At 72.4% G+C, this 22,656-nt stretch carries 20 protein-coding genes; 13 read left to right on the forward strand and 7 right to left on the reverse strand.

Annotation, left to right across the window (positions count from 1 at the left end; all coding sequences use genetic code 11):
* Positions 1-65: 65 nt before the first annotated feature.
* The 3 genes from ACFU99_RS01310 to ACFU99_RS01320 all read left to right on the forward strand — a co-directional run bounded on the left by ACFU99_RS01310 (position 66) and on the right by ACFU99_RS01320 (position 4,132).
* Positions 66-2,423, forward strand: a complete 2,358-nt coding sequence (locus tag ACFU99_RS01310; RefSeq protein ID WP_384384041.1) for an MFS transporter — start codon at positions 66-68, stop codon at positions 2,421-2,423.
* Between the two features lie 191 nt (positions 2,424-2,614).
* On the forward strand, positions 2,615-3,019 hold the full coding sequence (locus ACFU99_RS01315) for a hypothetical protein (protein WP_384384043.1): 405 nt from the start codon (positions 2,615-2,617) through the stop codon (positions 3,017-3,019).
* Between the two features lie 93 nt (positions 3,020-3,112).
* On the forward strand, positions 3,113-4,132 hold the full coding sequence (locus ACFU99_RS01320) for an LD-carboxypeptidase (protein WP_384384045.1): 1,020 nt from the start codon (positions 3,113-3,115) through the stop codon (positions 4,130-4,132).
* Positions 4,133-4,231: 99 nt separating this feature from the next.
* Here ACFU99_RS01320 and ACFU99_RS01325 read toward each other — a convergent pair whose 3' ends face one another.
* Positions 4,232-5,062 carry a metallophosphoesterase family protein gene (locus ACFU99_RS01325; protein ID WP_384384048.1) on the reverse strand — a complete coding sequence of 277 codons (831 nt, stop codon included), beginning with the start codon at positions 5,060-5,062 and terminating at the stop codon, positions 4,232-4,234.
* Positions 5,063-5,344: 282 nt separating this feature from the next.
* On the opposite strand from ACFU99_RS01325, the gene ACFU99_RS01330 reads away from it, so the two are divergent.
* The 5 genes from ACFU99_RS01330 to ACFU99_RS01350 all read left to right on the forward strand — a co-directional run bounded on the left by ACFU99_RS01330 (position 5,345) and on the right by ACFU99_RS01350 (position 10,363).
* Positions 5,345-6,583, forward strand: coding sequence for a styrene monooxygenase/indole monooxygenase family protein (locus ACFU99_RS01330; protein WP_384384050.1), 1,239 nt, complete (start codon positions 5,345-5,347; stop codon positions 6,581-6,583).
* 230 nt (positions 6,584-6,813) lie between these two features.
* Entirely contained in the window at positions 6,814-7,350 is a 537-nt protein-coding gene (gene crcB / locus ACFU99_RS01335) for a fluoride efflux transporter CrcB (RefSeq protein WP_384384053.1), read from the forward strand.
* Positions 7,347-7,721 (forward strand): fluoride efflux transporter CrcB, encoded by a 375-nt coding sequence (crcB, locus tag ACFU99_RS01340; protein WP_384384055.1) that lies wholly within the window; start codon positions 7,347-7,349, stop codon positions 7,719-7,721. The genes crcB (ACFU99_RS01335) and crcB (ACFU99_RS01340) overlap by 4 nt, the downstream gene beginning before the upstream one ends.
* A 186-nt stretch (positions 7,722-7,907) precedes the next feature.
* Positions 7,908-9,737: an asparagine synthase (glutamine-hydrolyzing) gene (asnB, locus tag ACFU99_RS01345; protein WP_384384058.1), complete on the forward strand. Its 1,830-nt coding sequence runs from the start codon at positions 7,908-7,910 to the stop codon at positions 9,735-9,737.
* A gap of 110 nt (positions 9,738-9,847) precedes the next feature.
* A complete protein-coding gene (locus ACFU99_RS01350) occupies positions 9,848-10,363 on the forward strand; it encodes a PH domain-containing protein (RefSeq protein ID WP_384384061.1) in 516 nt (171 codons plus the stop codon).
* A gap of 31 nt (positions 10,364-10,394) precedes the next feature.
* Here ACFU99_RS01350 and ACFU99_RS01355 read toward each other — a convergent pair whose 3' ends face one another.
* Positions 10,395-11,297 (reverse strand): LysR family transcriptional regulator, encoded by a 903-nt coding sequence (locus ACFU99_RS01355; RefSeq protein WP_384384064.1) that lies wholly within the window; start codon positions 11,295-11,297, stop codon positions 10,395-10,397.
* A gap of 94 nt (positions 11,298-11,391) precedes the next feature.
* On the opposite strand from ACFU99_RS01355, the gene ACFU99_RS01360 reads away from it, so the two are divergent.
* From ACFU99_RS01360 to ACFU99_RS01370, 3 genes are read left to right on the forward strand one after another with little or no spacing between them, the layout of a single operon-like run.
* Positions 11,392-12,153: a succinate dehydrogenase cytochrome b subunit gene (locus tag ACFU99_RS01360; RefSeq protein ID WP_384384067.1), complete on the forward strand. Its 762-nt coding sequence runs from the start codon at positions 11,392-11,394 to the stop codon at positions 12,151-12,153.
* 31 nt (positions 12,154-12,184) lie between these two features.
* Positions 12,185-14,176 carry a fumarate reductase/succinate dehydrogenase flavoprotein subunit gene (locus ACFU99_RS01365; protein WP_384384090.1) on the forward strand — a complete coding sequence of 664 codons (1,992 nt, stop codon included), beginning with the start codon at positions 12,185-12,187 and terminating at the stop codon, positions 14,174-14,176.
* Positions 14,173-14,916 carry a succinate dehydrogenase/fumarate reductase iron-sulfur subunit gene (locus tag ACFU99_RS01370; protein ID WP_384384070.1) on the forward strand — a complete coding sequence of 248 codons (744 nt, stop codon included), beginning with the start codon at positions 14,173-14,175 and terminating at the stop codon, positions 14,914-14,916. The genes ACFU99_RS01365 and ACFU99_RS01370 overlap by 4 nt, the downstream gene beginning before the upstream one ends.
* A gap of 125 nt (positions 14,917-15,041) precedes the next feature.
* On the opposite strand, the gene ACFU99_RS01375 is transcribed toward ACFU99_RS01370, so the two are convergent.
* Together ACFU99_RS01375 and ACFU99_RS01380 are read right to left on the reverse strand one after the other, a co-directional pair.
* The gene (locus tag ACFU99_RS01375) at positions 15,042-16,547 is read right to left on the reverse strand and encodes a PH domain-containing protein (RefSeq protein WP_384384072.1); all 1,506 of its coding nucleotides are present in this window, start codon (positions 16,545-16,547) and stop codon (positions 15,042-15,044) included.
* A gap of 52 nt (positions 16,548-16,599) precedes the next feature.
* Positions 16,600-17,208: a PH domain-containing protein gene (locus ACFU99_RS01380; RefSeq protein WP_384384074.1), complete on the reverse strand. Its 609-nt coding sequence runs from the start codon at positions 17,206-17,208 to the stop codon at positions 16,600-16,602.
* Positions 17,209-17,312: 104 nt separating this feature from the next.
* On the opposite strand from ACFU99_RS01380, the gene ACFU99_RS01385 reads away from it, so the two are divergent.
* Positions 17,313-17,948 carry a TetR/AcrR family transcriptional regulator gene (locus tag ACFU99_RS01385; protein ID WP_384384077.1) on the forward strand — a complete coding sequence of 212 codons (636 nt, stop codon included), beginning with the start codon at positions 17,313-17,315 and terminating at the stop codon, positions 17,946-17,948.
* Here ACFU99_RS01385 and ACFU99_RS01390 read toward each other — a convergent pair.
* The 3 genes from ACFU99_RS01390 to ACFU99_RS01400 form a co-directional block, all read right to left on the reverse strand.
* Entirely contained in the window at positions 17,906-18,226 is a 321-nt protein-coding gene (locus ACFU99_RS01390) for a DUF4288 domain-containing protein (protein WP_384384080.1), read from the reverse strand. The genes ACFU99_RS01385 and ACFU99_RS01390 overlap by 43 nt on opposite strands.
* 38 nt (positions 18,227-18,264) lie before the next feature.
* Complete coding sequence (locus tag ACFU99_RS01395) at positions 18,265-20,364, reverse strand: FUSC family protein (protein WP_384384082.1); 2,100 nt, start codon at positions 20,362-20,364, stop codon at positions 18,265-18,267.
* 137 nt (positions 20,365-20,501) lie between these two features.
* Positions 20,502-21,380, reverse strand: coding sequence for a TrmB family transcriptional regulator (locus tag ACFU99_RS01400; RefSeq protein WP_384384084.1), 879 nt, complete (start codon positions 21,378-21,380; stop codon positions 20,502-20,504).
* Positions 21,381-21,681: 301 nt separating this feature from the next.
* Between ACFU99_RS01400 and ACFU99_RS01405 the strand changes: the two genes are divergently transcribed.
* Positions 21,682-22,656: peptidase S8 (locus tag ACFU99_RS01405; RefSeq protein ID WP_384384087.1), on the forward strand; the 975-nt coding region annotated here is incomplete at its 3' end.

Consider the following 22,656-nt stretch of genomic DNA (forward strand, 5'->3'; position numbering starts at 1 on the left):
TGCCGTCACCGCCTTGCGCGCTGGACCTGAAGCCGGCACCCGAACAGTTTGGAGGCCGCGCCAGCATGCCGCCCCGGATATCCCCGGCCCACGCCAGGGCCGCACACCCCCAGGACGCCGCCGGCGCCGCACCACACAGCTCACCTCACAGCTCCCCGCACAGCGAGCAGCCCGAGGTGGGCGGCGGCTTCGTGACGGTGCTCGCGTTCTGCGGCATCGTCGTCTCGGTCATGCAGACGCTGGTCGTCCCGCTCGTCGCCGACCTGCCCAAGCTGCTGCACACCACGACGTCCAACGCGTCCTGGGTCATCACCGCGACCCTCCTCGCCGGCGCCGTCGCCACCCCCGTGATGGGGCGGCTCGGTGACATGTTCGGCAAGCGCCGCATGCTCATCGTGGCCCTCGGCCTGCTCGTCGTCGGCTCGCTGATCTGCGCGCTCACCTCCGACCTGGTCCTCATGGTGATCGGCCGGGCCATCCAGGGCGGCGCGATGGGCGCGATCCCGCTGGGCATCAGCATCATGCGCGACGAACTGCCGCCGAAGCGGCTCGGCTCCGCGATGGCGCTGATGAGCTCCTCGCTCGGCATCGGCGGCGCGCTGGGGATGCCGGCCGCCGCGTTCGTAGCGCAGCACAGCGACTGGCACGTCCTGTTCTTCGGCTCGGCCGGGCTCGGCCTGATCGCGGTCGCCCTGGTCCTGCTCGCCGTCCCCGAGTCGGCGCTGCGCGCGCCCGGCCGCTTCGACATCGTCGGCGCCATCGGCCTGTCGGCCGGGCTGGTCGCCCTGCTGCTGCCCATCACCAAGGGCAGCGACTGGGGCTGGGGCAGCCCCACCACGCTCGGGCTGCTCGGCGTGGCCGTGGTGATCCTGGTCGGCTGGGGATTTTTCGAACTGCGTACGTCCAATCCGCTGGTGGACCTGCGCACCACCGCGCGCCGCCAGGTGCTGCTGACCAACCTCGCCTCGATCCTGGTCGGTTTCTCCTACTACGTGATGTCGCTGGTCTTCCCCCAGCTGATCGAACTGCCCAAGGCCAGCGGATACGGGCTCGGCCAGTCGATGGTCGTCGCGGGGCTGTGCGTCGCCCCGATGGGCGCGGCGATGATGCTCGTGTCGCCGCTGTCCGCCCGTATCAACACGACCCGGGGGCCGAAGGTCTCGCTGATGGCGGGGCTCGTCGTGATCGGCGCGGGGTACGGCGGCGGGATGGCGATGCTGGACTCCGTCTGGCAGATCGCCATCGTCTCGGCGGTCATCGGCACGGGCGTGGGAATCGCGTACTCGGCAATGCCGACGCTGATCATCAGCGCCGTGCCCGCCGGGGAGACCGGAGCGGCCAACGGGCTCAACACCCTGATGCGGTCGATCGGAACCTCCACATCCAGTGCGGTGGTGGGCGTGATCCTGGCCCGTCAGACGACGCGGCTGGGGTCCGTCGACCTGCCGAACATGACCGCGTTCCGGACGGCCATCGGGGTCGCCTGCGCCGCCGCGGTGCTGGGGCTGCTGATCGCCTTCTTCCTCCCGGCGCGGCGGGCGGCGGCGGTGGCCGCGGCCGCCGATCCCATCGAGGCGGCGGTCCCGGCGGAGGCGGTGGGGGACGACGCGGACCCGGCGCACCCCGCGGAGACGGCGGCCGAGGCCGCTCCCCCGGCCGGCCGCGTGATCCACGGCCGGGTCCTCGGCCCCGACGCCGCGCCGGTGCCGGGCGCCGCGGTCACACTGATCGACACGGCGGGCCGACAGCTCGGCCGTACGCTCAGCGACGGCGGCGGCCGGTACTCCGTGGCCGCCCCGGAGGCCGGTTCCTTCGTGGTCATCGGCTCGGCGGCGGGCCACCGGCCGCGTGCCACCACCCTCTCGGTGGCCGACGGTCCCGTGGCCTGCGAGCTGCTGCTCGACGGCGGGGACGGCGTGACCGGGACCGTACGGACCGGGGGCGGGCCGGTGCTGGCGGGAGCGGCGGTCACCGCGACCGACGCCCGCGGCGAGGTGGCGGCCTCGGCGGTGACGGGCGACGACGGCGCCTTCGGGCTGCCGCAGCTGGCCCCCGGCCCGTACGCGCTGACGGTCTCCGCCGCGGGCCACCGCCCGTACGCCGTCCAGGTTGAGATCACCGACGGCGCGACGCGGCGGATCGACGTCGAGCTGCCCTCCGCGGTCACGGTGCGCGGCACCGTACGGGACCGGGGCGGGCGGCCCCTGGAGGACGCCCGGGTGTCCCTGCTCGACGCGGCGGGCGACGTCGTCGCGCGGTGTGTGACGGACGAACGCGGCGGCTTCGCCTTCACCGACCTCGCCGACGGCCAGTACACGGTGCTGACCGCCGGGTACGCCCCCGCCACGACCCCGATCACGCTCGCCGCCGGCCCGGACCCGGCCGCCGTCCGCCAGGTCGACTTCCTGCTGACCCACGGCTGACGGTCGTCCGTCGACTGACGGTTGACGGCCGGGCTCGTACGAGCGACAGCCGACCGGGCCCGTACGAGCCGCCGGGCGACGACCAGCCCCAAGCGCGCGCCCCTGGCGTCTCCCCTGCCTCCCCCGTCCCCTCAGCCCCGCCGCCCACCAGCCCCATTCACGGCGTCGCGCCGGGGCAGTAGCGTCGGGGCATGGCTGACGTACACCGGTCCGTTGCGGACACGTCCCCCGAGGAGCCCGACGCGGGGTGGGGGGCCGAACCCCGTGCCTGGGGATGGGTGTTCGGAGCGCGGGAGGTGGACGAGCCGGAGCACGGGCCGGCTCTCTACACCGACTTCGAGAAGGACTGGGACGCGCAGCTCGCGATGATCCACCGGTGGGCGGAGCGGAACGGGTACGCCCGGCCCGGGTACGACATGTGGTCCGTCATGCGGCCGTCCGGCCGGATCGCGGCGTTCCTGCGGAGCGAGGGCATCCGCGTACTCGTCATCCCGGGCGCCGGCATCCGCGACCGGATGCGCGACACCTGGGAGGACTGGCCCGGCACCATGGCCGAGTTGGAATCGGCGGGAGTCGTCGTGGAGATCGCCGAGTAGCGCGGCCCGTGCCCCCGCCGCTCCCCGTCCCGGACGGCTGCCGTCGGCGATAAATGAGTAGTGCGTGGCCGGAGGCGCCGGGATACTGCCCGGATGCCCACTGAGACGCCTGCGCTGCTTCGACCTCGTGCCCTGGTATCCGGAGATCTCGTCGCCATCGCGGCGCTGTCCGGGCCACTCCATGACAGTCAAATGCCGGGACTCGAACAGGCGGTGGCCACGCTGGAACGCATGGGGTTCCGGGTACGTTGCTCGCCGCTGCTGAAAGCGGGACAAAGGCACTGGTGGAGTGCGGCCCCGCCGGCGGAGATCGCGGAGGAGTTCAACGGTCTGCTGCGGGACCCGGAAGTGCGCGCGATCATCGCGCACGACGGCGGGCAGACCGTACTCGGCTACCTCGATCTGATCGACGTCGAGGCGATCGCCGCCGACCCCAAGCCGATTCTCGGGTACAGCGACATCTCCCTCCTGCATCTGGTGCTCCACTCGCGCACGGGCCTGGTCGGGTTCCACGCCGATGTGGCCACGCCCGGACTCGGCGAGGCATGGCAGGCCGCGCCCGCGGCGCGCAGGCAGGTGCTCCAGGACCTCTATTCGGCGCTGCTGACCGGCACGGAGGCGATCGGCGCCCTGCCGACCGGGCCGTCGTGGGAGTGCTGGCGCGCCGGACGCGCCGAAGGGCCGCTGATCGGCGGCGTCCTCAATCGCGTCGTACGGACCCAGGCGACGCGTTACGCGCTGCCGCTCGACCGGTTCGACGGCGCGGTGCTGTTCTGGGAGGAGTTGGGCGGCGAGGCGTCCTGGGTCTGGAGCGATCTCCAGGTGCTGCGGCACAGCGGAATCCTCGACCGGATCGCGGGCATGGTCGTCGGCGTGCCGACGGCGATCGGCGGACTGGGCTCGGCCGACGATTCGCCGACCCTTCCCGAAATCATCCTGGACGTCCTCGGCGACCGTGACATCCCGGTGCTGGGCAACGTCGAGTTCGGACACTCCGGCTGGAATCTCCCGATGCCGGTCGGTGTCCGTGCCGGTCTGGACGCGGGACGGCGGACCCTGTCGCTGCTCGAACCGGCGGTCCGGCCGCGCGGGGCGTCGGGACCGGTCGGCTGACCCGACGTCCGGCCGCGCGGGCAGCGGGATCGGCCGACTGACTCGACCGGACTCCGGCACTCCCCCCTCACGCGCGACCGGCAGGGTCAAGAAGCGGGGTCAGGAAGCGGAGCCCGGCACCGGCAGGATCTGCCGCGCCACCTTCCCCGGGTGGCGCGGGTTGTTGCGCCACTCGCGCGGGTAGCCGATCGAGACCTCCACGAAGCGGACGCCGTTGTAGTACGTGGTGCGCGGGATGTGCAGGTGGCCGTAGACGACGGCGGCGGCCCGGAAGCGGGTGTGCCAGTCGGCGGTGCGTTCCGTGCCGCACCACTGGGCGAACTCGGGGTAGCGCAGGACGTCGGTGGGCTGCCGTACCAGCGGGAAGTGGTTGACCAGGACGGTCGGCAGTCCGGGGTCGATCGCGGCGAGCCGCCGCTCGGTCTCGGCGACGCGGGCGCGGCACCAGGCGTCGCGGGTCGGGTACGGGTCGGGGTGCAGCAGCATCTCGTCGGTGCACACGACCCCGGCGTCGTACGCCTGCGCCAGGGCCTGCTCCTTGGTGGCCGCCGTGGGGGTGCGGAACGTGTAGTCGTACAGCACGAAGAGAGGGGCGACGACTACGGGGCCGCCGGGACCGGACCACACCGGGTAGGGGTCCTCCGGGGTGTGCACCCCGAGGTTGCGGCAGATCTCCACGAGACGGTGGTAGCGGGCCTCGCCGCGCAGTTGGACGGGGTCCTTGGGCACGGTCCACAGCTCGTGGTTGCCGGGGGCCCAGATCACCCGCGCGTACCGCTCGCTCAGCGTCTTCAGCGACCACTCGACGTCGGCGAGCTGCTCGCCGACGTCGCCCGCGACGATCAGCCAGTCGGCGGGGTCGTCGGGGCGCAACTCCTCGACGATGCGCCGGTTGTCCTGGTGCGCGATGTGCAGATCGCTGATGCCCATGAGCTTTCCTTGACGCATCAGCCGAGGGTACGTCGGCGGCGCGTCCAGCAGTAGTCCCGATCTCCGGGCCGACACCCGGCCGGCCCCGGCCCGCGACCGCTCCCGGACCGCTCCCGGGATGCGCCCGGCTCGCCGCTCTGCGCACCACACCCCTTCCCGGACCGCTCCGCACTCCCCGGACCGAGCCCTGTACACGACCCGCACACGCCGCTACAACGGGTGAGGGCCCGGTAGCACCGACGACCCCAACCGCCAACGACCTCCGGGCCCGCGGAGGCAGCGATGCGCAGGATCGCGATCGTCGGCGCCGGGCAGGCCGGACTGCAACTGGCCTTGGGACTACGGGCCGAGGGCTACGAGGTGACGGTGGTGTCGGCCCGTACGGCGGAGGAGATCCGCGCCGGGCGGGTGCTGTCCACGCAGGTGATGTTCGGGCCGGCGCTCGCCCTGGAGCGGGCGGCCGGGCTGAACCTGTGGGAGGAACAGGCGCCCTGGATCGACGGGTTGGATCTCTGTTTCGCCGCCGAGCCCGGCGTGCCGTCCTTCTCCTTCTCGACGGCGTTCGACGGGGGCGCCCAGTCGGTGGACCAGCGGATGAAGATGGCGGGCTGGCTGGAGCTCTTCGAGGAGCGCGGCGGGCGCGTCGAGCACCGCGCGGTCACGGCCGACGGTCTTGGGGCCCTCGCCGCCGAGTACGACCTCACGCTCGTCGCCGCCGGCCGGGACGGCCTCGCGGACGTCTTCACGCGCGACGAGCGGCACAGCCCGTTCGACGCGCCGCAGCGCGTCCTGGCCTGCGTCTATCTGCACGGCGTGACGCCCGCCGAGCAGCCCCCGGACGCGGTCGGTCCGCGGATGCGGGTGCTCCCGTCGCGCGGGGTGGGCGAGTGCATCGTGATGCCCGCGCTCACCATGAGCGGCCCGTGCGACATCCTGCTCTGGGAGGCCGCGCCCGACGGCCCGTACGACTGCTGGCAGGACCGTCCCGGCGCGGAGGCGTTCACTCAGCGGTCGCTGGAGCTGATGCGCACGTACGCGCCCTGGGAGTACGAGCGGTTCGCGACCGCGAAGCCCACTGACGTGCAGGCCACGCTCTTCGGCTCGGTCACTCCGGCGGTCCGCCACCCCGTCGCCGAGGTCGCGCCCGGCTCGTACGTGCTCGGCATGGCCGACACCGTCGTCGTCAACGACCCGATCGCGGGGCAGGGCGCCAACAACGCGGCGCACTGCGCGGCGAGTTATCTGCGCTCGATCCTCGACCAGGGCGAGCGCGCCTTCGACCGGCCGTGGATGCAGCACGCCTTCGCGGCGTTCTGGGAGCGGGCGCGGCACGCGTCGGCGTTCACCAATCTGATGCTCGAACCGCCCCAGTACGTGGCGCAGGCCCTGGATGCCGCGTCCCGGCACCCCGAGGTCGCCCACCGGCTCGCCAACGTCTACGTCGACCCCTTCGACGCGCCTGAGTGGATCATGGACCCGGAGCGCACCGCGGCCTATCTGACGGCGGTCGGGCAGCCCTGAGAAACGGCGCGTTCCACAGCGGCCGGGCGGCCCCGAGGGGCGCGAGGTACGCTGGTCAGCGGCAGCGATCACCACCATCCGCCCTTCGCGCGGTGGCCGCCGCCACGGCGGTGGGGCCCGCCGTACCGAACCGCGGCACGGACGCCGCCAACGGTCCCTACTTGCGATGGAGCGCGTCCGGAACCGGAGCCACGGCCCGGCCGGACGCCCGGCGAGTAGGAGGCATGCCCATGGGCCAGTCGCGGCCCCCGGCGGTGGAAGAGCCCATCGACCCCGATGTACCCGATGCGCCTCCGCCCGCGCGGAAGCGCGCCCCGAGCGCCCGCGGGCAGCTCCCGGCCGTCTGCGCCGTGTCCGTCGGCGGCGGCGTCGGCGCGGCGGCCCGGTACGGCGCGTCGCTGCTGTGGCCCACGGGGGCGGGCACGTTCCCCTGGACGACGCTCTACGTCAATGTGGCCGGCTGCGCGGTGATCGGCGTCTTCCTGGTGCTGGTCACCGAGGCGTGGGCCGCCCACCCGCTCGTACGGCCCTTCTTCGGGACCGGCGTGCTCGGCGGCTTCACCACCTTCTCCACCTACGCCGTGGACATCCAGCACCTGGTGGACGACGGCCGCGCCGCGACCGGCCTCGCCTATCTGGCCGCCACCCTGCTCGCCGCTCTGGCGGCGGTCTGGGCCGCGGCGCGGCTGACGCGCCGGGCGATCGGCCGGACACAAGGCCGCACGAAGGGCCGCACGAAGGGCCGCACGAAGGGGGGCCGGGCGTGAACTGGCTGCTGGTCATCGTCGGGGCCATGGCCGGGGCCCCGCTGCGCTATCTCACCGACCGGAGCGTGCAGCGCCGCCACGACTCGCTCTTCCCGTGGGGCACCTTCACCGTCAACGTGGTGGGCTGCCTGGTGCTGGGGCTGGTGACGGGGGCCGTGACCGCCGGGGCCGCCTCCTCCGAGGTGATGCTGCTGCTCGGCACGGGGCTGTGCGGAGCGCTGACGACGTACTCGACGTTCTCGTACGAGACGCTGCGGCTGGCCGAGAGCGGGGCGCGGTTCTTCGCGGTCGCGAACGCTGTGGCCAGCGTCGTCGCCGGGCTCGGGGCCGCCTTCACAGGGGCCGCGCTCGCCCAGGCGCTGTGGGGCTGAACGACCGCACCGGGCCGGGGGCCGCACGCCCCAACTCCCCTGCCGAAACGTCCCGTTAACAGGAATTTACCGGTGAGAAACGCCACAGAACCGATTCGCTGCGGTGGGTAGTGGAGCGGTCGCCGACAGGTAGATGGTAGCTACAGGCAACCTCCTGTACCCCCGTGGCGAAAGAAGTTGATCGCTGTGTGTGGCATCACTGGCTGGATCTCCTACCGACGTGATCTGACGGCTCACCAGGAGTCCGTGGACGCCATGACCGAGACGATGTCCTGCCGGGGACCCGACGCCCAGGGCTCCTGGGTCACCCCGCGCGCCGCCCTCGGCCACCGCCGGCTCGCCGTCATCGACCTCCCCGGCGGAGCGCAGCCCATGGAGGCGCGCACCGAGAACGGCACGGTCGCGATGGTGTACTCCGGCGAGGCGTACAACTACGTCGAGCTCCGCGACGAACTGCGCCGCCGCGGCCACCGGTTCGAGACCGACTCCGACACCGAGGTCGTGCTCCGCGGCTACCTGGAATGGGGCGAAGAGCTGCCCGACAAGCTCAACGGCATGTACGCCTTCGCCATCTGGGACCCGCGGACCGAGAAGCTCGTCATGATCCGCGACCGGATGGGCATCAAGCCCTTCTACTACTACGAGACCGACGACGGCGTCCTCTTCGGCTCCGAGCCGAAGGCGATCCTCGCCAACCCGCTGGCCGCCCCCGTCGTCGGCGCGGACGGGCTGCGGGAGATCTTCTCCTTCACCAAGACCCCCGGCTTCGCCATCTGGGACGGGATGCGCGAACTGCGCCCCGGCCACCTGGCCGTACTCGACCGCAACGGACTGCGCGAGCGCGCGTACTGGAAGCTGGAGGCCACCGAGCACACCGACAGCAAGGAGGCCACCGTCGCGCACGTGCGCGAGCTGCTGGAGGACATCATCGCCCGCCAGCTGGTGGCCGACGTGCCGCGCTGCTCCCTGCTCTCCGGCGGGCTCGACTCGTCCGCGATGACCGCGCTGGCCGCCAAGCAGCTCGGCGCGCAGGGCGAGACCGTGCGCAGCTTCGCCGTCGACTTCCCCGACCAGGCCGAGAACTTCCGGGCCGAGGACATCGCCCCGACGCAGGACACGCCCTTCGTGCACGCCGTGAAGGAGCACATCGACTGCGACCACAGCGACATCGTGCTGGACGGCACGGCGCTGTCCGACCCCGCCGTGCGGCGGGCCGCCGTCGGCGCCCGCGACCTGCCGGTCGGCCTCGGCGACCGCGACAACTCCCTCTACCTGCTGTTCTCCGCGATCCGCGCGCAGTCCACGGTGGCGCTCTCGGGCGAGTCGGCGGACGAGGTGTTCGGCGGCTACCCCTGGTTCCACGACGAGCGCGCCAAGGCGCACGCCTTCCCGTGGATGTCCAAGGGCACCACGCTCGACCTCTCGGGCGCCCTCTCCGGCGAGCTCACCGCGAGTCTCGGCCTCCAGAGCTACCTCGACGACAGCTACTCCTCGGCCGTCGCCGAGGCCCCGCTCAAGGACGGCGAGAGCGGCCACGAGAAGCGGATGCGGCAGGTCTGCTATCTGCACCTGACGCGCATGGTGCAGACGCTGCTCGACCGCAAGGACCGGATGAGCATGGCGGTGGGGCTGGAGGTCCGGGTCCCGTTCTGCGACCACCGTCTCGTCCAGTACGTCTTCAACACCCCCTGGTCGCTGAAGACGTTCGACGGCCGCGAGAAGAGCATCCTGCGCGAGGCCACCCGCGATCTGCTGCCGGAATCCGTCGTCCAGCGCAAGAAGAGCGGCTACCCCGGCAGCTTCGACCCGCGCTACGTCGCCGCCATCCAGTCCCAGACCATGGACCTCCTGGCCTCCGGCCACCCGGCCCTGGACCTGTTCGACCACGGCCGGGTCCGCGCGGCGGCGACCGCCGACAAGGCGACGATCACCTCCCAGGAGCGCACCCGCATGGAGCGCGCGCTCGATGTGGCCACCTGGTTCGACCTGCACAAGCCCGAGATCAAGATGAACTGACGGATCGCGAACGGACGTTGACGGCCCGGTTCCCCGGCGTACGCGCCGGGGGCCGGGCCGACCGCGCCCGGAGCTCCGGAGAACCGCGCCGACGCACGTAGGGTTAATGCGTGCAAACGATCGAATACCGCCCGATGTCCCGCTGGTGGCTGTGGAGCGCCGCCGTCGCCTCCGCCGCGGGCGTGTTCTCCTTCTGCTGGGTCACGTTCGTACTCGGCTGGGGCGCGCTCGGCGAACACGTCGCCGAACGGCCGCGCGGCAGCGCGCAGAACCAGGTCGCCGTGCTCCTCCTCATCGGCCTGATCATCGCGGTCCCCGCGCTCATGGGCCTCAACTTCGCCGCCGGGCTCACCCGCCTCCAGGCCGACGGCATCCGGATGAGCACCCCGCTGCGGCGCCGCCTCGTCCCCTGGCACGACATCGCGAGCATCTCCGGCGAGGAGCAGGAGAACGGGGTCCCCTGGCGGCGCGGCATCCCCCTGTACCGGATCCGGCTGACGCTCCGCAGCGGCGAGACCTTCTGCCTGCCCGCGCCCGTGAGCGGCGAGTTCGACTCCGCCCTGGAGGCCGCCAAGGGCGAGATCATCAGGCGCTGGAAGGCGGCGACGGCGGCCGTCCACGCGTGACGGCTTCGCGCTCGTAACGGCTGCCCATCCATCACTCCCCCGCCGGCTCCATGGCGCGCAGATGCTCCACCAGTACGCGCCTCAGCTCGCGGGCCGAGCGGGGCGGTGCCACGTCCTTGCGGTGGGCGACCGCGATGGTGCGGCGCATCTCCTCGGCGGGGTCGAAAGGGGTGACGCGCAGGCCGGAGCGGGCGGCCACCATGCCGGGAACGACGGCGAGCCCGAGCCCCGCGCGTACGAAGCCGAGCACCGCGTCCATCTCGCCGCCCGCCACCGTGAACGTCGGCTCGAACCCCGCCGCGCGGCACGCCGCGATGGTGAATTCCCGCAGGTCGTAGCCGCGCCGGAACATGACCATGGGGTGGCCCTGGAGGTCCGCGACGCGCAGCGGCGCCGGGGCGGGGGCCGGGGAGACGAAGGAGGAGACGGCGACGAGGTCCTCGCGGAGCAGCTCGGTGGCGGCCAGGGCGGGGGCGCCGCCCGCGAGCGGCGTGATGATGAGGGCGAGATCGAGTTCGCCGGCGGCCAGAGTCCGTACGAGGTCCTGCGAGCCGCCCTCGTCGACGAGCAGCTCGATGCCGGGGTAGCGGGCGTGGTACGCGCGCAGCACGTCCGGCACCAGGCTCGCGCACAGGCTCGGCGGCGCGCCGAGGCGCACCCGGCCGCGCCGCAGCTGGGCGACCTCCTGCACCTCTCGGTGGGCGGTCTCGGCATCGGCGAGGATCTGGCGGGCCAGCGGCAGCAGCGCCTCGCCCGCGTCGGTGAGGGTGATGTTGCCGCGGGCGCGGTGGAAGAGGTCCGCGCCCAGCTCCCGCTCCAGCGCGCGAATCTGCTGGGAGAGCGACGGCTGGGCCACGTGCAGCCGCTCCGCGGCGTGGGTGAAGTGGCGCGTCTCGGCCACGGCGGCGAAGTAGCGGAGCTGGTGGAGCTGCATCTCTCCAGCATAGAAGCCGCATAGGCATTGGCTATGGAAACGAGCCTCATCATGTCTTGGACGGATCGCGGGCCGCTCCGTAGCGTCGAATTCCATGGCACTGGCGACGCGGCCGGATCGAAGTGATCAACGGCCTCCCCACAAGAACCGGGAGCCCCGGCAGAAGAAGGGGCCCCACAAGGTTTCCTTCGTCCGCTCCGTATGGCGCTCGACCATCGGCAAGAAGGCCGTCATGGCGGTCACGGGCCTGGTCATGCTGGCGTTCCTGGTCGCCCACATGCTGGGCAACCTCAAGATCTTCTTCGGCTCCGGCGACTTCAACGGGTACGCCCACTGGCTGCGCACCATCGGCGAGCCCGTCCTGCACTACGAGTGGTTCCTGTGGATCGCCCGCGTCGGCCTGGCGGCGTCCGTCGTGCTGCACGCCGTGGCCGCGTACCAGCTCAGCCGCCGCGACATCGCCGCCCGCCCCGCGAAGTACGAGCGCAAACGGCGGCGCGCCAGTTACGCGACGCGCACGATGCGCTGGGGCGGGGTCATCCTCGGCCTGTTCATCGTCTGGCACCTGCTCGACCTCACGACGCTCACCGTCAATCCGCGCGCCGAGGCCGGTCACCCGTACGAGAACGTGGTGGCGTCCTTCCGCACCTGGTACAGCGGCGCCGTCTACATCGTGGCGATGCTCGCCCTCGGGCTGCACATCCGGCACGGCTTCTGGAGCGCCGCCCAGACGCTCGGCGCGGGCAGCGCCCGCCGCGACCGGCTGTTCAAGGCGCTGGCCAACGGCCTGGCCACACTCCTCACCTGCGGGTTCATCGCCGTGCCCGTGGCCGTCATGACGGGAGCCGTGAGCTGACATGACCGACAGCAACGGGAGTAAGGACACTATGGACAGCGCCGGTTCCGCGCCCTACGCCGAATACGCGGAGTACGCGGAGTACGCCCTCGGCGCGCCCGTGGCCGACGGCGCGGCGCCCGACGGGCCGATCGCCGACCGCTGGGACCGCCGCCGCTTCGAGGCCAAACTCGTCAACCCCGCCAACCGCCGCAAGCACACCGTCATCGTCGTGGGCACCGGGCTCGCGGGCGGCGCGGCCGGGGCGACCCTGGCCGAACAGGGCTACCACGTCGTGCAGTTCTGCTACCAGGACTCGCCGCGCCGCGCCCACTCCATCGCCGCCCAGGGCGGCATCAACGCCGCCAAGAACTACCGCAACGACGGCGACTCCATCCACCGCCTCTTCTACGACACCGTCAAGGGCGGCGACTTCCGGGCCCGCGAGTCCAATGTCCACCGCCTCGCCCAGGTCTCGGTCGAGATCATCGACCAGTGCGTGGCACAGGGCGTGCCGTTCGCCCGCGAGTACGGCGGGCTGCTCGACACGCGCTCCTTCGGCGGCGTCCAGGTCTCGCGGACGTTCTACGCGCGCGGCCAGACCGGCCAGCAGCTGCTGCTCGGCGCGTATCAGGCGCTCAGCCGCCAGATCGGCGCGGGCAATGTGGAGCTGCACCCGCGCACCGAGATGCTGGACCTGATCGTGGTGGCCGGCCGGGCGCGCGGCATCGTCGCCCGCGACCTGGTCACGGGCCGTATCGACACCTACTTCGCGGACGCCGTGGTGCTCGCGTCCGGCGGCTACGGCAACGTCTTCTACCTGTCGACGAACGCCATGAACTCCAACGCCACCGCCGTCTGGCGGGCCCACCGGCGCGGCGCGTACTTCGCCAACCCCTGCTTCACCCAGATCCACCCCACCTGCATCCCGCGCACCGGCGACCACCAGTCCAAGCTGACGCTGATGAGCGAGTCGCTGCGCAACGACGGCCGCATCTGGGTGCCGAAGGCCAAGGGCGACACACGGCCGGCCGCGCAGATCCCGGAGGACGAGCGCGACTACTACCTGGAGCGGATCTACCCCGCCTTCGGCAACCTCGTGCCGCGCGACATCGCCTCCCGCGCCGCCAAGAACGTCTGCGACGAGGGGCGCGGCGTCGGCCCCGGCGGGCAGGGCGTCTACCTCGACTTCGCGGACGCCATCGCCAGGATGGGCCGGGCCGCGGTCGAGGAGAAGTACGGCAACCTCTTCGACATGTACGAGCGGATCACCGCCGAGAACCCGTACGAGGTCCCGATGCGGATCTATCCCGCCGTGCACTACACGATGGGCGGGCTCTGGGTCGACTACGACCTCCAGACCACCGTGCCGGGCCTCTTCGCGATCGGCGAGGCCAACTTCTCCGACCACGGCGCCAACCGGCTCGGCGCCTCGGCCCTGATGCAGGGCCTCGCCGACGGCTACTTCGTGCTGCCGTCCACCATCAACGACTACCTCGCCCGCAATCCGCACCGCGCGGACGAGGACCGCGTGGATGCCTCCCACCCCGCCGTGCAGGAGGCCGTCGCCGACACCGAGGACCGGCTCAACCTGCTGCTGGCCGTCGACGGCGACCGCACCCCCGACTCCTTCCACCGCGAACTCGGCGAGATCATGTGGGAGTTCTGCGGCATGGCCCGTACGGACGCGGGCCTGCGCAAGGCGCTCGAACTGATCCCCCGGCTGCGCGAAGAATTCTGGCGGCGCATCAAGGTGCCCGGCACCGGCGAGGAATTCAACCAGTCGCTGGAGAAGGCCAATCGGATCGTCGACTACTTCGAACTCGCCGAGCTGATGTGCCTGGACGCGCTGCACCGCGCCGAATCCTGCGGCGGCCACTTCCGCGAGGAGTCCCAGACCCCGGACGGCGAGGCCGCGCGGCAGGACGAGGAATTCTCGTACGCGGCGGCCTGGGAATTCGGCGGCACCGGAACGCCGCCCGTCCTGCACAAGGAAGACCTCGTCTTCGACTACGTACACCCCACCCAGCGGAGCTACGCATGAAGCTCACCCTGCGCGTCTGGCGCCAGCACGACCCCGAGGCCGCGGGCGCCATGGCCACTTACGAAGTCGACGGGATCTCCGCCGACATGTCGTTCCTGGAAATGCTCGACACGCTCAACGAGGAACTCATCCTCAAGGGCGAGGACCCCGTGGCCTTCGACCACGACTGCCGCGAGGGCATCTGCGGCGCGTGCAGCCTGGTCATCAACGGCGATGCGCACGGCCCCGAGCGGACCACGACCTGCCAGTTGCACATGCGGTCCTTCCGCGACGGCGACACCATCGACATCGAGCCGTGGCGCGCCGCCGCCTTCCCCGTCGTACGGGACCTGGTCGTGGACCGGTCCGCCTTCGACCGGGTCATTCAGGCCGGCGGCTATGTCTCCGTGCCGACGGGCGCCGCCCCCGAGGCGCACGCCACGCCCGTGCCGAAGGCCGACGCCGATTTCGCCTTCGAGCACGCCGAGTGCATCGGGTGCGGGGCTTGCGTGGCGGCGTGCCCCAATGGGTCGGCGATGCTTTTCACTTCGGCGAAGGTCAACCATCTGAATGTCCTGCCGCAGGGCACGCCGGAGCGCGAGGCCAGGGTTTTGGACATGGTGGGGGCGATGGATGCGGAGGGGTTCGGCGGCTGTACCAATACTGGCGAGTGCGCCGTTGCCTGCCCTAAGGGGATTCCGTTGCCGTCTATCGCGGCGATGAATCGGGAGTATCTGCGGGCGACGATGCGGGGGCGGTGACGGTCGGTTCGTGGTTGACGGGGCTCTGCCCCGGGCCCCGGTCCTCAAGCGCCGGACGGGCTGAAATAGGGGCAGTTGGTCGACCGCAGCTCTGACGTGGCTGGTCGCGCAGTTCCCCGCGCCCCTTACGGGGCCCGGTACAGGAATTCCTCCATCACCCCCGGCGTAGCCGCGTTCGCGAAGTCCGCTGCTTCGGCGGCGGACATGTCGCGGACGCGGTAGCCGTCCTCCCCGGCCGCCACAGCGGCCGTCGCCGTGACGAGGCCGGACCGGCGTGTGAACGGGGTGTCCGTGAACGTCCAGGCGAGGACGGCGTTCCGGTCGAGGGCGACGGTGTCGCGGCTGAAGGTGCCGGAGCGGATCAGCAGCAGAGGTCCGGTGATCGCGTACCCCAGCGCGCGATAGGCATCGTGGGCGAGCGCCCGTACGACCGGGACCGCCACCAGCGCGAAGCCCGCCGCGCAGTACAGGAGTACGGGCGTGAGCAGGGCGCCCAGCACGGCCAGGGCGAGGGTTACGGGCAGGACGACGCAGACCAGGCCCCGGACCGTACGGCGGCGCAGCGCCCGGCGCGGGTGCGGGGTCAGTTCGCCTGCCCGCATGGCCGCGTCGGGGGCGAGCCCCGCGAGCATGCCGCCGCAGACCCGTACCGCCTCCGCGCGGGTGGCCGGTGGGAGGACCGTGCTGCGCTTGCGGTTCTCGTCGCGGTCGCCGAGGCCGCCGGCCACGGCTCGTACGGTCGCGCCGCCGCCCGCGCGCAGCAGCAGCGGTTCGCGGAGCACGACGCCGCGCAGGCGGGCGCGTTCGATGGAGACGGCGCGGGTGGTCAGCAGGCCGCGGCGGACGCCGAGGGTGGCGGAGTCGGTCCATTCCAGGCGGTAGTTCCACCAGTTCTCCAGGTAGAGCACGACCGCGCCGACGCTGCCCACCGCCGTGATCGCGAGCAGGACGAGGGGGATCGTGAGCCACAGGGCGCTGTTGCCGAAGTCCTCGAAGGCGCGGCGTACGAACGCGAACTTCCAGGGTTCGAGGCCCGTTTCGTGCAGGATTCGGTAGGCGGCGCCGGCCACGGCGAAGACTCCGCCGAAGACCCAGAAGGTCAGCGGCGCGAAGCGCAGACGGCGCGGGTCGAAGGTGGCCAGGACGGGGTCGGTGTGGCGGTCCGTGCCGGCGCGGGCCAGGAGTTCGGCGCGCAGCCGCTCGGCGGCGGGGCGGGAGAGCGCCTCCAGGCGCAGTTGCCCCTCCGAACCGCCGCCGCCCGCCCCGCCCGTACCGGCGCGCAGGACCGTGACGCCGAAGAGCCGCTGCACGGGGTTGGCCGTGAGGTCGACGCTGCGGACGCGGTGCAGCGGGACGGCGCGCTTGCGGCGGGTGAACAGGCCGGTGCGCAGTTCGAAGGAGTCGGCGGTGACGCGGTAGCGGGTGCGGAGGCAGGTGACGAGCCCGGCGGCGGTGACGCACGCGAAGACGGCCGCGATGGCGCCGAGCGTGATCCAGGCGCGGGTGTCGAGACGGCCGCCGGTGGCCAGCGCGGTGAGGGCGAGGGAGCCGAGCGGCGCGCCGAGCCAGGAGCAGTGCACGGCGAGGGTGCGGGGGTCGAGGGTGCGCCAGGGGGTGCGGTCGGCGGTCACGCGGTATCTCCCCGTACGGGTGCGAGTACGAGTACGGGCTGGGCGGCGGCGGTCACGTGGCATCCCCCGGTACGAGCTGCGCGGCGCCGCTGATGCGGTCCGCGAGCGCTTCGGCGTCGGCGGCCCGCAGCCCGGCGATCTTCACGTCGCCCGCCGTGGAGGCGGTGGTGACGGTGACGGTGGCGAGCCCGAACAGCTGCTGGAGGGGGCCGCGTACGGTGTCGACGGTCTGGACGCGCGAGAGCGGGGCGATGCGCCGCTTGCGCCAGTACCAGCCGGCGGCCGCGTACACGGCCTGCTCCCCCACCTCCCAGGCGTGCACGCGGTAGCGCCACCGCGGCATGACCCACAGGTAGCCGAGGGCCGGTACGACGAGGGCGACGAGCAGGAGCGGGGCGAGCCAGGGCAGCGCGCCGGGGAAGAAGAGCAGCGCCAGGACGAGCAGGGCGGCGGCCACGAGCAGTGCCGGGCCGCTGAAGGTGAGCAGTGCCTGGAGGGTCCACCAGCGGCGGGCGCGCGGGTCGACGCGGTGGCGCGGCGGCCGGAGTACCGCCTGTGCGCGGTGCGGTGCCGCCTGGTGGGGCGGTGTCGCCTGGTGGTGCGGTGTCGCTTGATGGGGCGGCGGTATCCGGCGGTGAGGTGGTGGTGTCTGCGCTGCCATCGTCGTCCCCGTAACCTTCCAAGTCATTCGTATTGCGTTGCCGTCAAGCTATAGCAATACGATTGACTTGCAAAGTGGCGGAGCGGTGAGAGGACGGCAGGCACGTGCCCAAGCGGGTGGACCACGACGAACGGCGGCGGCAGATCTCCGAGGCGCTGTGGCGGATCGCCGCCACGCGCGGGCTCGACGGCGCGAGCCTGCGCGACGTCGCCGCCGAGGCCGGCATCTCGCTGGGCCGGCTCCAGCACTACTTCACCAGCAAGGACGAGATGTTCGTCTTCGCGCTGGAGTACATCAGCGGCCTCGGCGAGCAGCGCATCCGCGAGCGCGTCCAGGCGCTGCCCGGCGCCCCCGCCCCGCGCGACATCCTGCGCCACTGCCTGCTGGAGATGCTGCCCCTGGACGACGAGAGCCGCGCCGGGAACCTCGTACAGGTCGCCTACTTCGCGCGAGCCGTGCACGACGAGCGGATGCGCCGCCACGCGCAGGAGGGCGTTCCGGCGCTACGGGCCTTCTTCGCCGCCCAGGTGCGCGAGGGCATGGCGCGGGGCGAGGTCTCCCCCGAGCGCGATCCCGAGGACGAGGCCATGCTGCTGATCGGGCTGGCCGACGGCCTCACGAGCTTCGCCCTGCTGGAGGTGTACGCCCCCGCCGAGGCGCTGCGGCTGATCGACCGCCACCTGGCGGGGCTCTTCTCCTACAACTCCTCGCCGCGCAGCAGCGGTTCGAAGCGTTCGTAGGCGTCGAGGTCGCGGAAGTGCCGGGCGTAGAGGTCGGCGTCGTGGCTCAGGTCCTCGTCCAGGACCGCCGCGACGTCGACGACCGCCCGCAGCCGCCAGCAGATCATCTCGCCGCGTTCGTTGAGGAAGGCCGCCTCGGCGCCGCGGCCGCGCTCCTCGGCGCGGAGCCGCGCCGTCGCCTCGTCCGGGGCGTGGATGAGCGCCACGTCCTCCCGGTAGAGCGGCCGGCGCCCGGGGCCGTCGGCGGCCGACTCCATCAAAATGATCGCCACGTACATGGCGTGAGGGTCTCACGGGCGCGGCGCGGGAGCGCCTCTCACGTTCTCCGCGCCGCGCGATTGCGGCCGCCCGGACCGCGGGTCAGGGCGCGCGCCAACTCGTCCAGGGCGTCCGTCAGCAGCTCGGCGCCGCGCACCGCGACGCCCTCGTCGCCCACCCGCTCCCGCCACTCGTCGAGCACCTCGCGCGGCTGCGACCAGTCCAGTTCCCGGCGCTCCCGTACGGCCTCGACGGCGTCCGGCAGCGCGGCCCGCAGCGCCTCCACGAACCGCGCGGCGTCGTCGTTCGGTTCGGCGTCCTTGTCCGGGAGATGCGCCTCCATCAGCATCGTCACCCGGCCCATGGTGGTCAGCGCGGTCTCCGCCGAGCGCTCCGCGGAGCGCGAGAGCCCCCGGTGCCGTACGGGCTCCTTCTCGGCCCGCGCCGCGATCTGCTCCCAGGCGGTGCGCGCCGCGCGGGTGTCGAGCAGCGACTCCCGCACGCGGCGCGGCGGGCGCGCGGCGGGCTGGGCGAAGAGGCTCAGCACGGCGACGCTGTACCGGCCGCTCGCCTCCAGCCATTCGGCGAGCCGGTCGCGCAGCCGGGGCGTCTCCCAGGCGGGGAAGAGCGCGTACGCGATCAGCGCGAGCACCCCGCCGAGCAGCGTCAGCGCCACGCGGGAGAGGACGGTCTGCGACCACTCGGTGCCCGCGATGCCGAGCAGGAAGACGACGTACGCGCTGATACACGCCGACAGGACGATGTAGCCGGTGCGCAGCAGCAGGTACTGGAGGGTCACGGCCAGCACGGCGAACACCGCGCACACGTACATGCCGGGGTGCACGAGCGCCATCACCGCGCCGCCGACGAGCACGCCCACGAGGGTGCCCATGAAGCGCGCGACGCCCCGCGAGTAGGTCTGGGCGAAGTCCGGGCGCATCACCATGACGGAGGCCATCGGCGCCCAGTAGCCGTGCCCGAACGGCAGGTTGTGGCCCACGACGTAGCCGACGGAGGCGACCGCCGAGACCCGTACGGCGTGCCGGGCGACGGGCGAGGTCCAGCGGGCCTCGCGGCGCAGCGCCCGCAGCGCGACGGGCACGAACCCGGTCATCGTGGTCCGCCGCAGATGCCGCCGCCCGCCTTCGCCGCCCGTGGGGGCGGCGACCTCGACCGGGCCGTCGGTGGAGTCCACGACGTCGCCGAGGAGGGCGATGAGCCGCAGCGCGCTGCGGCGGGCCGCGCCGTGCAGCACCGGCCCGGACTCGGGCACCTCCAGGACGGCCATCGCCTCGGCGGGCAGCCGCAGCGGCTTGCCCCAGCGGATCGCGTGCGCGACCGCGTCGAGTACGGTCCCGGCGGCGCCGAGCAGGTCGCGGGCCCGGTCGCGTTCGGGCCCCTCCGAGGGCGCGCCCACCACCGGGTCGGCGAGCGAGGCGAGCACCGGCCGGACGCGTTCGGCGAGCCCCCGGTAGCCGCTCAACTGGTGCGGCCGCCGTTTGGCCTGACGGGGCGTCACGGCGGCGGCGCTGCGGGCGTCCATCAGCGGCTGCGGGTCGAAGGGGGCGACCGGGTCGTGGCGGAGGCGGCGCGCGTAGTCGGCCTCGGCGGCCAGGGCGTCTGCGAGCGCGTCGCGCTGGATGCCCCAGGGTCTTATCGGGAACAGCACGATGAGCGCCGCCTGGACCAGGCCGCCGCAGGCGATCACGCCCGCGTGCTGGAGCGCGCCGAGGATCGAGGTCGGCAGCGTGACGGTGACGAGCATGACCGCGACCATCTGGGAGGCGACCAGTCCGGAGACCGGGCCGACCGCCCACGCCATACCCGCCAGCAGCGTCCAGACGGCGAGCAGTATGGCGAACCCCACGGGGTGCGCGGCGACCAGATAGCCGAGGAACGTGCTGATCGCGAGCCCAGCGGCGACGGCGAGGGCGAGCACGGGGCGCGGGCGCCAGCTGCGCTGGAAGGTGGCGATGCCGGCCGAGAACGCGCCGAAGGCGGAGGAGACGGCGAGCGTCGGCGAGGCGAGCCAGAGGGCACCGCCTATGACGATCGCGACGCCGCACGCGCCGCGGATGGCGACGAGCGGCTCCAGCCTGGTCCGTTCGATCGTGAGCCCGCTTCGGGCCGTCTCCTTCAGTGCGCTGGACCAGGTCATGATCCGAGAATACGGGTCCGGTCCAGGCCAAACGGAATTATCACGTCCGTCTCACGGGTCACGCACGTCTCACTTACAGGGCCGCTGGACGGCTCGGTCGCGGGGGCCGCCGGGCGGCGCACGTCACTGTGGTTTCGCTACTCCCGTTTCCCTGACGTTGCTTCACCCGGGCGCCGGGTCGCCGGCGTCCCGTCCTCCGGCAGCACACCCGCCTCGCCCGCGGTCGCCGCCGCGTCCCAGACCGTCTGGAACGCGAGGCGCAGACAGCCGGCCAGCGCCGGGTGCTCTATGTAGAGGGTGGTGGAGGAGGCGGCGCCCGCGACCGGGTCCGGCATGTCGCAGAGCACCAGCGAGCCGTCGGCGATGACCAGCTTCAGCGGCAGTTCGGCGGCGAACCGCGCCTCCTCCCCGGCCTCGGCGAAGCTCCGTACGTTCGCGAGCACGGCGGCGTCGGCGAGCGCTCCGGTGGTGTAGACGGCGCGCACGGTGCCGCCCGCCCGGCGCAGCCGCCGGACCGCCTTCACGCCCTCGGCGTTCTCGGCGGGGGCCAGCAGGGGCGGGCGGCAGAAGCTGAGGAGTTCGCGGCGGGCCTGGCGCTGGATGTCGGCGAAGCGCTCGGCGATGGCCTTCGGGTCGCGGAGCACGTCGATGTAGTCGAGGGGGTCGGTGCGCGTGCGCCCGTCCGACCAGATCGGCTGGAGCGCGGCGGCCAGCCCCTCCGACACCCGCTCCAGCCGGTCCAGGGACTCGCGCTGAACCGCCATCAGCCGGGTCAGGGCCAGCTCCGGCGTGACGGCGGAGAACGTGGCCACCCGCCCCGGACTCGTACTGGCGAGCCGCCGCCGGACCAGCGTGTCCAGCACGTCGTAGACCCGCTGGCGCGGTACGTCCGCGGCGCGGGCGACCTCGGCCGCGGTGTACGACTCGCGCGCGACCAGGGCGAGATAGACCCGCGCCTCATACCGCGCCAGGCCGAGCGCGACCAGGTCGCCGACCGAACTCTCGTCCAACTCCATGACAGGACAAGGTATATGCCGAACGTTGCCTCGGCAGAGAAAGGCTTTGCCAGAGTTCGGTAGCCCCTTGGGGCAGGTTTTCACTATTTTCAACGGAAGCCACCACTGAACGGGGTGGCACCCCCAGTGAACGTGCGCCAACCAAGGATTCGAGAGCGGCAAGGAAAATCAGGCTTGTCATGCACTTGACATTCCCAATTTTCCACTCCAAGATCGCCGCCCATCGGACACCCCCCACCCCCCGGAGGGCAGTTCATTGCAAGAGAAGCGAGACAAGCGAGAGAACCGCGTAAGAGCACTGGTGCGCCGCGGCGCACCGGCACTGCTGTCGGCAGCGGCCCTGGTCACCGGCGGCATGGTCGCCGCCACCCCGTCGTCGGCCTCGCCCGCGGGCGCGCCGCAGGAGGCGACCCCCGCGGCCGTGCACACGCACCGGCTCTGCGCGGAGCCCAAGCACCCCGGCGACATGGCGTGCAACGCGGTGGCCCGCACCGATGTGAAGCAGGCCCGGACGCTCGGCACGAACGCCGCGCCGTCCGGCTTCGGGCCCAGCGATCTGAGCAGCGCGTACAACCTGCCCAAGTCGGGCGGTTCGAACGCGACGGTGGCGATCATCGACGCCCAGGACGACCCGAAGGCCGAGTCCGACCTGGCCGCGTACCGCAAGCAGTACGGGCTGCCCGCCTGCACCACCGCCAACGGCTGCTTCAAGAAGGTCGACCAGAACGGCGGCAAGAACTACCCGACGCCGGACGCCGGCTGGGCCGGCGAGATATCCCTCGACGTCGACATGGTCAGCGCGACCTGCCCCTCCTGCCACATCCTGCTGGTCGAGGCCAAGAGCGCGAGCATGGACGACCTGGGCGCGGCCGTGAACCAGGCCGTCAAGATGGGCGCCAAGTACGTCTCCAACAGCTACGGCGGCGGCGAGGACTCGACCGACCCGGCCTCCGACGCCAAGTACTTCAAGCACCCGGGCGTCGCCATCACCGTCAGCTCCGGTGACAGCGGCTACGGCGTCGAGTACCCGGCGTCCTCGCAGTACGTGACCGCCGTCGGCGGCACCTCGCTCAAGCACAGCGGCGGCGGCTCGCGCGGCTGGTCCGAGTCCGCGTGGGGCTCCTCCTTCGGCGGCCAGGGCGCGGGCTCCGGCTGCTCGAAGTACGGCAAGAAACCGTCCTGGCAGAAGGACGACGGCTGCGCCAAGCGCTCCGTCTCCGACGTCTCCGCGGTCGCCGACCCGGCCACCGGCGTCGCCGTCTACAACACCTACCAG

It is taken from the genome of Streptomyces sp. NPDC057654 (assembly GCF_042800135.1).
In the GTDB taxonomy this organism is placed as follows: domain Bacteria; phylum Actinomycetota; class Actinomycetes; order Streptomycetales; family Streptomycetaceae; genus Streptomyces.

Bases quoted from the DNA above. Each gene is read 5' to 3' on its own strand.
- ACFU99_RS01355 (WP_384384064.1), bottom strand. From the start codon at position 11,297: ATGCAGCTCCACCAGCTCCGCTACTTCGCCGCCGTGGCCGAGACGCGC.
- ACFU99_RS01400 (WP_384384084.1), bottom strand. From the start codon at position 21,380: ATGGAGTTGGACGAGAGTTCGGTCGGCGACCTGGTCGCGCTCGGCCTG.
- ACFU99_RS01380 (WP_384384074.1), bottom strand. From the start codon at position 17,208: ATGGCAGCGCAGACACCACCACCTCACCGCCGGATACCGCCGCCCCAT.
- ACFU99_RS01365 (WP_384384090.1), top strand. From the start codon at position 12,185: ATGGACAGCGCCGGTTCCGCGCCCTACGCCGAATACGCGGAGTACGCG.
- crcB (WP_384384053.1), top strand. From the start codon at position 6,814: ATGGGCCAGTCGCGGCCCCCGGCGGTGGAAGAGCCCATCGACCCCGAT.
- ACFU99_RS01370 (WP_384384070.1), top strand. From the start codon at position 14,173: ATGAAGCTCACCCTGCGCGTCTGGCGCCAGCACGACCCCGAGGCCGCG.
- ACFU99_RS01325 (WP_384384048.1), bottom strand. From the start codon at position 5,062: ATGGGCATCAGCGATCTGCACATCGCGCACCAGGACAACCGGCGCATC.
- ACFU99_RS01315 (WP_384384043.1), top strand. From the start codon at position 2,615: ATGGCTGACGTACACCGGTCCGTTGCGGACACGTCCCCCGAGGAGCCC.
- ACFU99_RS01390 (WP_384384080.1), bottom strand. From the start codon at position 18,226: ATGTACGTGGCGATCATTTTGATGGAGTCGGCCGCCGACGGCCCCGGG.
- ACFU99_RS01310 (WP_384384041.1), top strand. From the start codon at position 66: ATGCCGCCCCGGATATCCCCGGCCCACGCCAGGGCCGCACACCCCCAG.
- ACFU99_RS01395 (WP_384384082.1), bottom strand. From the start codon at position 20,364: ATGACCTGGTCCAGCGCACTGAAGGAGACGGCCCGAAGCGGGCTCACG.
- ACFU99_RS01360 (WP_384384067.1), top strand. From the start codon at position 11,392: ATGGCACTGGCGACGCGGCCGGATCGAAGTGATCAACGGCCTCCCCAC.
- ACFU99_RS01320 (WP_384384045.1), top strand. From the start codon at position 3,113: ATGCCCACTGAGACGCCTGCGCTGCTTCGACCTCGTGCCCTGGTATCC.
- ACFU99_RS01330 (WP_384384050.1), top strand. From the start codon at position 5,345: ATGCGCAGGATCGCGATCGTCGGCGCCGGGCAGGCCGGACTGCAACTG.